The organism is Arthrobacter sp. H-02-3 (genome assembly GCF_003097355.1).
Taxonomy (GTDB): Bacteria; Actinomycetota; Actinomycetes; order Actinomycetales; family Micrococcaceae; genus Arthrobacter; species Arthrobacter humicola.
This window is the reverse complement of the sequence record NZ_PYUI01000018.1, coordinates 31,400-42,300: the sequence shown is the minus strand read 5'-3', so window position 1 is coordinate 42,300 and position 10,901 is coordinate 31,400. Positions and strand designations below refer to the sequence as shown.

Genomic DNA, 10,901 nt, shown 5'->3' with positions numbered 1-10,901 from the left:
TGCGTGCCAGAATCCTCACATGACCAAGGAACGCAGTGAACTGAAGAGCATCGGATACGAGATCTTCATCGGTATCCTTTCGATCCTGTCGATCATCAATCTCGTGCTCTTGTATGTTGTGCAGGATAAGTCGCTCGACACCGTGCTCACGGTGATGAACGCCGTTTTCAGCGTGATCTTCCTCGCCGACTTCATCTACCGGATCTTCACCGCGCCATCGCCGGGCGCCTATGTCTTCAAGCACTTCGGCTGGGCCGATCTCTTGGCCAGCATGCCTTTCGAGCAATTCAAGATCCTGCGCATCTTCCGGCTGATCCGGGTGTACCGCCTGCTCCGCGATGTCGGCATCGGCACGATCGGCCGCGCGCTGAGCAAGGATCGGGCCGGCAGCTCCCTCTACATACTGCTGCTCATGGGCATTTTCGTGCTGGAATTCGGAAGCCTCTCGATGCTCCGCGTCGAGCAGGGCGCCCCGGGGGCCAATATCAGGACCGCCTCGGACGCCCTCTGGTACACGATCGTCACGATCTCGACAGTCGGATACGGTGACCAATATCCGGTCACGGATGCGGGCCGTGCCATCGGGGCTGGCATCATCGTCATCGGTGTCGGCATCTTCGGCACGTTCACCGGTTACCTTGCCAACTTCTTCCTCTCTCCCAAGAAGAAGGCTCCCGCGCCGCTAGTCGATGCGGCCGACACCAGCGCGACGGTCGAAGGACTCCGCCTGCGCCTCGAAGAGTCCGAAGCCAAGCTCACCGAGATCAGGAAGCTGCTCGTCGAGCCAAGCTAGTCAACGTCCTTGAAATGCCCTCGTTAGACGACGTCCTGGGATTTGGCGAAGCGGGTGATCGCGCGCTGGGTGCCGCGGTTGGCGAGCACCTGGATGACGGTGCTGACCGCGGCCGAGATCAGCGCGAACGCCAATGCGTGGTGCAGCGTGGTGGGGACGTCGTCGTTGTCCGTGGGCGGCTTGCTGCCCGTGGACTTCTCCCAGACGGTGTCAACGAGCTTGGCGCCGGCGTAACCGGCCAGGAGGCTGACGCCGGTGCCGAGCAGCTTGATGAAGAGGTTCATTCTTCGTAACTCCTTAAGGGAGGAAACAGGGCTGCCCCTAGCCTAGCGTTCCTTGCCCGGGCATCCGGACAGGGCCAACGCCCCTGTATTGCCTCGCCCGCCGGACGTACTTTTGAGCATGGAACAGCCCCGGACCCGCCCGCTCGGCCATGCCCGGGGCGCCGCGGCGGACAGTCAGAGCTGGCGGCAACTCTACTTCTGGGCCGGAATCTCCGCCGTCGCGTTCGTGGCGTTGTTGATCGTGGCAGTGGTTCTGGACGCCATTGCCCCGCCACCGATCCACGGCGGTGCCGAAACCCTCGAGTTCATCGCCGGGCACAAGGCGGTCTACGTCGCCGAACAACTCCTGTGGACCGTGCCCAACATTCTTCCAGTTCTGGTATTCGTGACCCTCTTCGTGGCACTCGCCCCGCTCAACAAGAGCCTGGCCCTCATGGCCACGGTGATCGGCGCCCTGCCGTGGGCGCTGTTCCTGGCCGTTCCGGTCACGAGCCGCGGATCGATGATCCTGGTCAATCTCAGTGACAGCTACGCGAACGCGATCGGCACCGCCGGGGCCGATGCCCGGCTCCGCTATGCCGCCGCGGCGGAGGCGGTGATCGCCGAGAACAACACGCCTGCCGCCGTCGGCGTCCTGTCCGCGCTCGGCATCCTGCTGATGTCGCTGACCATGCTCAAGGGCGTGCTGCCCCGCGCGGTGGCCTGGCTCGGGGTGGCCGCGGGCGCGGTTGGCGTGGTGGCGGAGGCACTCCGTTTCGCCGTTCCGGAGGTCTACCTGGTGTACGGCATCCTGATGTGGGCCTGGTTCACGGCGGTGGGGATTGCGCTGATCCGGCTGTCCCGGAGGACGCCGCGCGCGGACGGCGCCGCCGCCTAAGCTCCCGGCGTGAGGACCGTCCGTAAAGCCTCGACCACGAGGTCGTGGTCTGCCTTCTGCGGCAGCCCGGAGACAGTCACGACGGCTACGGCACCGGTGCCGCGCACGTAGATGGGGAACGCTCCGCCGTGGGCGGCGAACTCCATCTGATCGAACCAGGCGTTGTCCTCGATCCTTCCGCCGGCAGCGCGGGCCCGGAGGCCCACCAGCAGGGACGGGACCTCGTAGCGCTGGGCCGTGCGCTTCTTGGCGTTGATCCAGCGTTCGTTGTCCGGGGTGGCGCCGTCCAGCGCCGCGTGGAAGAGCACTTGCTCGCCCTTGGTGATGTCGACGGCGATGGGCAGCGAGCGTTGCCTGCCCAGTTCGACCAGGAGCAGCCCGAGGTCCAGGGCATCGTCCTTGCTGAACGATGCAAACTGGAGCGCATCCATTTCGGCCAGCACACCGCCAATGAGCGCCGCCAGGGAACCGTGCGGTTGCGGCTCGCTCGAGTCCGGGTCGTACTCGGCGGAGGGATCTGACGTGGCCGGTGTGTGCGTCAAAATGGTCCAGCTTTCCGTGGGCGACAAGGCCGCCCGCTCGCGGGTCCGGGGGCCGACACGTCGACTCTACCAAGCGGCTCTTCCCGGCCGCGGGGAGCGCCTGGGGCAGGCCCCGGATTGTGACAGCACTCCACTGATAACCCGGGCCGTTCGGGTGTAAACTGAGCCAGCCCACAAGGGCGAAATAATTACGACAGGGGAGCGCCGCCGTCGGGCATCGCCGGAAGAGTCCGGGGAAACCAGTGGTGGGCGCTGAGAGTGCGGACAGCCGCAGACCCTCGAACCTGATCCGGTTAGTACCGGCGCAAGGGAGTCGAGTTCTCAGGGTGCGCGGAGGGCGGCGGAAGCCGAGGCCGGCCGGAGCACCCTCCCCTCCTGTTCCTCAGGAGGACGACATGACAGATATTTCAGCACAGCATGGTTCCAGCAGCCGTTCATCGGCCCGGCGCACCTACAACTGGCGTGTGGTGGACATCGTGGTGGCCGCCTTGATCGCCGTCGCCGGGGGCGTCATCTTCTGGGCCTGGGATCAGGGCGCGAACCTGATTTCCACCCCGGTCAACGCGATCTACCCGCCGCTCAGCGGGCTCTACGCCGGCGGATGGATGATCCCGGCAGTGCTCGGCATGCTCATCATCCGCAAGCCCGGGGCAGCCCTCTTCTGCGAGACCGTGGCGGCCACGGGCGAGCTGATCATGGGCTCGCAGTACGGCACCACGGTTCTGATCTCCGGAGTCCTGCAGGGCCTCGGCGCGGAACTGGTGTTCGCGGCCTTCCTCTACAAGAAGTTCAACCTCCCGGTGTCCCTCCTGGCCGGAGCCGGCGCGGGCCTCTTCTGCGGCCTGAACGACTCCTTCCTGCCGTGGGGCTGGAACATTGCCTACGAAGCCGGCGACAAGCTCGCCTACATCGTCTTCACCACCGTCTCCGGCGCCGTGATTGCCGGCGGACTGTCCTGGCTCGCCACCCGCGGCCTGGCCAAGACCGGCGTGCTGGGCTCCTTTGCCTCCCGCAAAGCCGTCACGGAGCCTGTCTTCTCCTGAACCACGTTCCTGCACCCACTCCGGAACGGCCCTCTTGGAATTGCACAGGCGACTCATGACATCTTCACCAGGCGTCCGCCCGGCCGCCGTCACGGCCCGCGGCTGGGGCTGGCGGCACGCCGGAAGGCCCCGGCCCGCGGTCAGCGGACTTGACCTGGACATCCGGCCGGGGGAGCGCGTCCTCCTGCTGGGCCCGTCCGGCGCCGGCAAATCGACGCTGCTCCACGCCCTGGCGGGTGTGCTCGGGGACAGCACGGCGGGGGAAGCCGGCGACGCCGAAGAATCTGACGAGACCGGCAGTCTGCTGATCGATGGCGCTGTGCCCCGGGCGCAGCGCGGCCGCGCCGGACTCGTGCAGCAGGACCCGGAGACCCAGGTGGTGCTCTCGCGCCTCGGCGACGACGTCGCCTTCGGCGCCGAAAACCTCTCTGTCCCGGCCGGGGAGATCTGGCCGCGGGTCCGCGAGGCGCTCGACGACGTCGGGCTGGGCTGGCTGCCGCTGGACCACCCGACGTCGGCGTTGTCCGGCGGCCAAAAGCAGCGCCTGGCGCTCGCCGGGATCCTCGCGATGCGGCCGGGGTTGCTGCTGCTCGACGAGCCGACCGCCAACCTGGATCCCGCCGGCGTCCTGGAAGTCCGCGACGCCGTTGGCCGCTGCCTGGACAAGACCGGCGCCACCCTAGTGGTGGTGGAGCACCGGGTGGCGGTCTGGAAGGACCTCGTGGACCGGATCGTGGTGCTGCAGCCCGGGTCCGCCACGGACTCCGCGGTCCTGATTGACGGGCCGCCGGACCAGGTCCTGGCCGAGGCGCGGGACATGCTCATCGGTGCGGGCGTCTGGGTGCCCGGCTACGTGCCCGCAACACGCACCCGGACCGCCCCGGCCTCCGGGCAGCTCCTGCTCTCGTCGGACGCCCTCGCGGTCTCCCGCGAGCGGCCGCGGCGGGCTGGACTGCGCCAGGGTTTCCGCACGATTGCGCCGCGCCCCGTGCAATCCGGGGTCATGGCCCGGGTCCGCGCCGGAGAGGCCTTGACCATCACCGGGCAGAACGGTTCGGGGAAGTCGACCCTGGCACTGACGCTCGCCGGCCTCCTGCGCCCCGTGGCGGGGACGGTCTCCGCCACGACGGAACTCAGTGGTTGCGCCGATCGTCGCGTAGGCGATGGCGCCGGGACCGACCCGTACCGGTGGAAAGCCCAGCAGCTGATCGCCAGGATCGGGACCGTGTTCCAGGAACCCGAGCACCAGTTTGTCACCGGCAGGGTCCACGACGAACTCATGTTCGGGCCCCGCCACCTCGGCTATGGCGAGGACCGTGTGGACGAGCTCCTGGAGCGGCTGCGGCTGACGGAGCTCGTGGACGCCAACCCCTACACGCTCTCGGGCGGCGAGAAACGACGCCTCTCGGTGGCCACCGTGCTGGCGGCGCACCCGCAGGTACTGGTCCTGGACGAGCCCACGTTCGGCCAGGACGCCAACACCTGGGCCGAGCTTGCCTCGTTCCTCTCTGAACTTCTCGACGCCGGCACCGCCGTCGTCTCCGTGACGCACGACGCCGAATTCAGCGCCGTCCTTGGCGGCACCGAACTGCGCCTTCACGGCAGGGACGCCGCCGGGTCGGGTGCCGTCAACGCCGCCGTCAACGCCGCCGGCCCGGACCGGGAGCTGCCGGAGGCGGCCGCATCATGAGGGACGAACTGAGCGTCCGCGGCAACCATGCGCTGCTGACCCGCGCCAACCCGCTCGCGAAGTTCACGGCGGTCACCATGGTCACCCTGGTGCTGGCTCTGTCCATCGACTGGGTCTCTGCCTCGGTGGCGCTGGCCTTCGAACTGATGCTTCTGCCGCTGGCCGGGCTGACCGTTGCCCTGCTGTGGCAGCGCGGCTGGCCGCTGATCCTCGCGGCGGCGCTCGGCGGCTGGAGCACCGCCATCCTGGCGCCCGACGCCGGGGCCGTCCTGTTCGACGCCGGGATCTGGTCCATCAGCGCCGGTTCCCTGCAGCTCGGGATCGGTTTCATGCTCCGCGGGCTCGCGATCGCCCTGCCCGCGGTGCTGCTGATGAGCTGCACAGACCCCACGGACCTGGCCGACGCTCTGGCCCAGAACGCGAAACTGCCGCACCGGTTCGTCCTGGGCACCTTGGCCGCCATGCGGCTCGTGGGAATCATGGCCGAGCAATGGCAGACCATCGGGATGGCCCGGCGCGCCCGCGGCGTGGGCTCAAGCGGCAACCCCTACCAGCGCTTCCGCGCCACCATGGGCCAAAGCTTCGGGTTGCTGGTCCAGGCGATCCGGAGCGCGTCCCGGCTCGCGGTGACCATGGAGGCCCGCGGGTTCGGCGGCGCGGCGCGGACCTGGGCGAGGCCGTCCACGTTCAGCGGACTCGACGCCTGGGTGCTCTTGGGCGGGCTGGGCATTGCGGCAGCCGCCGTCGCTGCGGCCCTCGGCGCGGGCACCTGGAACCTCGTCTTCCTCACCCGCCAGTAGCCGGGGCAGCGTCCGGCGCGCCTGCGCGCTGTCGCTTGTCACGCCGCCGCCGCTCCGGTTATCGCATGATGCGGGTATGCATGTGAGATTGGCGCCATTCCGGCGGCAAATACCGGGTGCGGTAGATCATGCGTGATATTTTCGGGACATGACTCAACAGACTGCTGAACATGTCGGCCTCCTGCTCCGCGAGGCCCGCGGGGACAAGGGCTGGACGCAGGGACAACTCGCGGCCGAGCTCGGCACCAGCCAGAGCGCCATCGCCCGGATGGAGCAGGGCAAGCAGAACCTGAGCCTGAAGATGATCCAGCGGCTGGAGACGATCGTCGGGCACAGCATCGTCAAAGTGGGCCGGCCCCAGATGACCCACCTCCGGGTCGAGGGCGGTCGCACGCTTTCCGGCGCGGTGGACGTCAACAGCAGCAAGAACGCCGGCGTCGCCCTTTTGTGCGCCAGCCTCATCAACCGCGGCACCACCACCCTGCGCCGGCTGGCCCGGATCGAGGAAGTCAACCGGATCGTCGAGGTGCTGACCAGCATCGGCGTCGAATGCACCTGGCTCAACGCGAACGACCTCCAGATCCGCCGCCCCGCTGTCCTGGACCTCGCATCCATGGATGTGGAGGCGGCCCGCCGGACCCGCAGCGTCATCATGCTCCTGGGCCCGCTGCTGGACGAGGCCGACACCTACCGGCTGCCCTACGCCGGCGGCTGCGACCTCGGCACCCGCACCGTGCAGCCGCACATGCAGGCGCTAAGCCAGTTCGGGCTTAGCGTGGACGCGAAGTCCGGGTTCTACGCGGTCCAGGCACCGCCGTCGGACAGCCACGACCGCTCCTTCGTGCTCAGCGAACGCGGTGACACCGTCACCGAGAACGCCATCATGGCCGCCGCGCACCGCCGCGGCACCACCATCATCCGCAACGCCAGCCCCAACTACATGGTGCAGGACCTCTGCTTCTACCTGCAGATGCTCGGGGTGGAGATCGACGGCGTCGGCACCACCACGTTGAAGATCACCGGCCGCCCGTCGATCGACGTCGATATCGAATACTTCCCCTCCGAGGACCCGATCGAGGCGATGAGCCTCATCACCGCCGGCATCGTGACGAACTCGGAAGTCACCATCCGCCGCGTCCCGATCGAGTTCATGGAAATCGAGCTGGCGACCCTGGAACAGATGGGCCAGCGGCTCGAAGTGTCCGGGGAGTACTTTGCCCGCAATGGCCGCACCCGCCTGGTGGACGTCACCACCAAGCCTTCGGAACTGCGGGCGCCGGAAGACAAGATCCACCCCATGCCCTTCCCGGGCCTGAACATCGACAACCTGCCCTTCTTCGCCGTGATCGCGGCCAACGCCCACGGCCAGACGATGATCCACGACTGGGTCTACGAGAACCGGGCCATCTACCTGACCGAGCTGAACAAGCTGGGCGCCCAGGTGCAGCTGCTCGACCCGCACCGGATCTACGTCAACGGGCCCACCAAGTGGCGTGCCGCCGAGGTGGGCTGCCCGCCGGCCCTGCGCCCCGCGGCCTGCCTGCTGCTGGCCATGCTCGCGGCCCGCGGCGTCTCGGAACTGCGGAACATCTACGTCATTGAGCGCGGCTACGAGGATCTGGCCGAACGGCTCAACACCATCGGCGCGAAGATCGAGTATTTCCAAGACTGATCCCAGACTGATCCCAAGCAACGCGAGGTCTGATCGCGCCCGTCCGCAGGGGGGGTGGGCGCGAAGTGACCCGGCGTTCGTGTGGGGCGTGTCGGCGGTTCCTGACGCACAATAGATTTATGCGCACCTTCGGCGTGGAGGAAGAACTGCTGATAGTCGACCCGGAATCGGGCCGGCTGCTTGCCCTCGCCGACCTCATGCTGGCCAGCCTGCTCCCGCCGAAGCAGGACGCCGCCCAGGTTCTCCCGGGGCAGCAACCGGTCCACGAGGGCGGCGCCGACTTCAGCTACGAGCTCAAGCTCGAACAAATTGAGACCCAGACCCGGCCGTGCCTGGACTATAGGGAACTTCTTCGGCAGCTCAGCCAGGGCCGGGCCTTGGCGGACCAGGCCGCCCGCGTGCACGGCGGCCGAGTGGCGGCCTTGGCCACCTCGCCCCAAGGCGCCGCCACGCACCTCACCCCGAATCAGCGGTACATGACCATGCAGGAACGCTTCGGGCTCACGGTCCGGAACCAGCTGACCTGCGGCCTCCACGTCCACACCTTTGTGGAATCGCCGGAGGAGGGCGTGGCCGTGATGGACCGGATCCGCGACAAGCTTGCCGTCCTGATCGCCCTCAGCGCGAATTCCCCGTACTGGAACGGCGCAGAGACAGGGTTCGAAAGCTACCGCACCCAGGCCTGGAACCGCTGGCCGGGCTCGGGCCCCACGATGATCTTCGGCAGCCTGCCCGTCTACCGGCGGCTGGTGACCCGGCTGGTGGAAAGCAATGTCCTGATGGATGAAGGGATGATCTATTTCGATGCCCGGCTGGCCCGGCTGCATCCCACCGTGGAGGTCAGGGTCGCCGATGTCTGCCTGCGGGCCGAGGATGCGGCGCTGATCGCCGTGCTGGTGCGCGCCCTCGTGGAATCGGCGTCGCGGGAATGGAACGACGGCGTCGAGCCCGCCCCGGTACCCACGTTACTGCTGCGGATGGCCGCATGGCAGGCCAGCAACTGCGGACTGCGCGGGCAGCTCCTGGACTTTGGAACTTTCACCCCTGCCCCGGCCGCCGACGTCGTCCGGGCACTCGTGGACTTCGTTGCCCCGGTCCTTGAGGAACAGGGCGAGCTGGACCTGGTGCGCGCGGGCGTCGAGCGGATCCTGGCGGAGGGCACGGGATCGCAGCTGCAGCGGGAGCCGTTCCGGGCCGGCGGGCTGGCCGCCGTCGTCGAACGGGCCGTCGAAGTGACGACGCAAGGGGACGCCGCCGGAGAGCCGGCCGGGCAGGAGCCATCCCTGGGCCGGGTGCGCCGGGGCTAGACCTGCTTGAGCGCCTGGCCGAGGTCGCGGATGAGGTCGTCGACGTCCTCCAAGCCGACTGAAAGCCGCACCACGCCGTCGCTGAGCCCGATTGCCGCGCGGCCTTCCGGGCCCATGGCGCGGTGTGTCGTGGTGGCCGGGTGCGTGATGAGTGACTTCGAATCGCCGAGGTTGTTGGAGATGTCGATGATCCTCAGCGCATCCAGGAGCGCGAAGGCGGCCTCCTTGGCGGTGCGGCCCGGGGACGGCGAGAGTTCCAGCGTGAGCACGGTGCCGCCGGCCTTCATCTGCTTCGCCGCGAGATCGTACTGCGGGTGGGAGGGCAGCAGCGGGTACTTGACCCAGCTGACCGCGGGCTGCTGCTCAAGCCAGCCGGCCAGCCGCAGGGCGGAGGCGGAGGAATGGTTGACGCGCAGGGCCATCGTCTCCAGGCCCTTGGTCAGGACCCAGGCGTTGAACGCGGAGAGCGACGGTCCGGTGTGCCGCATGAGCTGCTTGACGGGCCCGTCGATGAATTCTTTGGTGCCCAGGATTGCCCCGCCGAGCACGCGTCCCTGTCCATCGATGTGCTTGGTGCCGGAGTAGACGATCACGTCGGCCCCGAGGTCTCCGCAGCGCTGCAGCAGCGGGGTGGCGAAGACGTTGTCGACCACCACCGTGGCGCCGGCCGCGTGGGCCAGCGCGCTCACGGCGGCGATGTCCACGATCTCCTGCATCGGGTTCGACGGCGATTCGAAGAAGACCGCCGTCGTCGGCTCGGACAGCGCAGACTTCCACTGTTCCAGGTCCGGGCCGTCCACGAACACGGTCTCGACGCCCCAGCGCGGCAGGATCTCGTTGAGGATCACAAAGCACGAGCCAAACAGCGAGCGGGCGGCGACCACCCGGTCGCCGGCCCCCAGCAGCGCGCCTAGGGCGGTGAAGACGGCCGACATGCCGGACGCCGTCGCAAAACATGCCTCGGTGCCCTCGAGCAACCGCAGCCGCTCCTGGAAGGTTGCGACGGACGGGTTGCCGTAGCGGGAGTAGACGAAGCGCTCGTCCTCCCCGGTGAAGGCGCGCTCGGCGGCGGCCGCAGACTCGTAGACGAATCCTGAGTTGAGGAAGATCGGCTCGGCGGTTTCCTGGAAGCCTGTACGGTCAAGGCCTCCGCGGACGGCCTGGGTGTCGGCCGCCCATCCGGCGGCGTCGGGATTGAAAGTCACTTAAATCTTTCCGAGGTTGGTGGGCAGGCCGCGGTTCTTCCAGCCGTTGACGGTGCGGTCGCCAAAGCGGTCGGTCTCGCCTTCGAAGCCCTCAAGGACGTTGTACGAGGTGTAGCCGGCCTGCGTCGCGGCTGTCGCGGCGGCAATCGACCGGGCGCCGGAGCGGCACAGGAACACGAGCTCGACGGCGGTGTCCTCGGGCGCCTGGCGCTGGAGCTGTTCCACGAAGTGCGGGTTGGGCACCCCGCCGGCGAGGGTCCACTGGATGAAGAGAGGATCGTTGTCCGTGGCCTTCGTATCCGGGATGCCGATGTGGGCCCATTCGCCCTCGGTCCGGACGTCCACCAGGATGGCGCCGGCCTCCAGTTTGGCCCACGCCTCGTGCGGGCTGAGGTCTCCGGCGTAGCTCATGCGTGGCCCTCGAAGGCGTCTTCGGCACCAAACTCGTCACTGTCGAGTTCATCCACGGCGTTGGCCACGGCGGCGTCGGCGCTCGCAATTGCGGCTGGCAGGACCAGGGCCTGCGCCACGATCACCGTGCTGCCGTTGAAGGTGGCGGCGGGGCTTCCGTGCAGGACATAGCCCTCGGCCAGGGCGGCCGACACGCGCTCACAGAAGGCGCGGTCGTCGGCGCCGGTGAACAGGCGGTAGGCCAGTTTGTCCTCGCCGGCGGGAGCTGCGGCGGGGG

12 protein-coding genes and 1 riboswitch are annotated in these 10,901 nt (G+C 68.2%); of the genes, 7 read left to right on the top strand and 5 right to left on the bottom strand.

Annotation, left to right across the window (positions count from 1 at the left end; translation table 11 throughout):
- The first annotated feature begins 19 nt into the window (after positions 1–19).
- On the top strand, positions 20–793 hold the full coding sequence (locus C9424_RS15985) for an ion transporter (protein ID WP_116767889.1): 774 nt from the start codon (positions 20–22) through the stop codon (positions 791–793).
- A 23-nt stretch (positions 794–816) separates the two neighbouring features.
- Here C9424_RS15985 and C9424_RS15980 read toward each other — a convergent pair whose 3' ends face one another.
- Positions 817–1,077, bottom strand: coding sequence for a DUF4235 domain-containing protein (locus C9424_RS15980; RefSeq protein WP_116767888.1), 261 nt, complete (start codon positions 1,075–1,077; stop codon positions 817–819).
- Positions 1,078–1,195: 118 nt separating this feature from the next.
- On the opposite strand from C9424_RS15980, the gene C9424_RS15975 reads away from it, so the two are divergent.
- Positions 1,196–1,954: a DUF4386 family protein gene (locus C9424_RS15975; RefSeq protein ID WP_116767887.1), complete on the top strand. Its 759-nt coding sequence runs from the start codon at positions 1,196–1,198 to the stop codon at positions 1,952–1,954.
- Here the strand turns inward: C9424_RS15975 and C9424_RS15970 are convergent.
- Complete coding sequence (locus tag C9424_RS15970; RefSeq protein WP_116767886.1) at positions 1,951–2,496, bottom strand: heme-degrading domain-containing protein; 546 nt, start codon at positions 2,494–2,496, stop codon at positions 1,951–1,953. The two genes, C9424_RS15975 and C9424_RS15970, sit on opposite strands and share 4 nt — an antisense overlap.
- A 185-nt stretch (positions 2,497–2,681) precedes the next feature.
- A riboswitch (TPP riboswitch) is annotated at positions 2,682–2,825 on the top strand.
- Between the two features lie 66 nt (positions 2,826–2,891).
- On the opposite strand from C9424_RS15970, the gene C9424_RS15965 reads away from it, so the two are divergent.
- The 5 genes from C9424_RS15965 (at position 2,892) to C9424_RS15945 (ending at position 9,008) form a co-directional block, all read left to right on the top strand.
- Complete coding sequence (locus tag C9424_RS15965) at positions 2,892–3,539, top strand: ECF transporter S component (RefSeq protein WP_116767885.1); 648 nt, start codon at positions 2,892–2,894, stop codon at positions 3,537–3,539.
- A 55-nt stretch (positions 3,540–3,594) separates the two neighbouring features.
- On the top strand, positions 3,595–5,229 hold the full coding sequence (locus C9424_RS15960) for an ABC transporter ATP-binding protein (RefSeq protein WP_116767884.1): 1,635 nt from the start codon (positions 3,595–3,597) through the stop codon (positions 5,227–5,229).
- Complete coding sequence (locus C9424_RS15955) at positions 5,226–6,029, top strand: energy-coupling factor transporter transmembrane component T family protein (protein WP_116767883.1); 804 nt, start codon at positions 5,226–5,228, stop codon at positions 6,027–6,029. Before C9424_RS15960 ends, C9424_RS15955 begins: the two co-directional genes overlap by 4 nt.
- A gap of 148 nt (positions 6,030–6,177) precedes the next feature.
- A complete protein-coding gene (locus tag C9424_RS15950; RefSeq protein WP_091254494.1) occupies positions 6,178–7,701 on the top strand; it encodes a UDP-N-acetylglucosamine 1-carboxyvinyltransferase in 1,524 nt (507 codons plus the stop codon).
- A gap of 119 nt (positions 7,702–7,820) precedes the next feature.
- Positions 7,821–9,008 carry a glutamate--cysteine ligase 2 gene (locus C9424_RS15945; protein ID WP_116767882.1) on the top strand — a complete coding sequence of 396 codons (1,188 nt, stop codon included), beginning with the start codon at positions 7,821–7,823 and terminating at the stop codon, positions 9,006–9,008.
- On the opposite strand, the gene C9424_RS15940 is transcribed toward C9424_RS15945, so the two are convergent.
- From C9424_RS15940 to C9424_RS15930, 3 genes are read right to left on the bottom strand one after another with little or no spacing between them, the layout of a single operon-like run.
- Positions 9,005–10,213, bottom strand: coding sequence for an O-succinylhomoserine sulfhydrylase (locus tag C9424_RS15940; protein ID WP_116767881.1), 1,209 nt, complete (start codon positions 10,211–10,213; stop codon positions 9,005–9,007). The two genes, C9424_RS15945 and C9424_RS15940, sit on opposite strands and share 4 nt — an antisense overlap.
- Positions 10,214–10,624, bottom strand: a complete 411-nt coding sequence (locus tag C9424_RS15935) for a rhodanese-like domain-containing protein (RefSeq protein ID WP_116767880.1) — start codon at positions 10,622–10,624, stop codon at positions 10,214–10,216.
- Positions 10,621–10,869, bottom strand: coding sequence for a DUF1737 domain-containing protein (locus C9424_RS15930; protein WP_237563499.1), 249 nt, complete (start codon positions 10,867–10,869; stop codon positions 10,621–10,623). The genes C9424_RS15935 and C9424_RS15930 overlap by 4 nt, the downstream gene beginning before the upstream one ends.
- Positions 10,870–10,901: the final 32 nt, after the last annotated feature.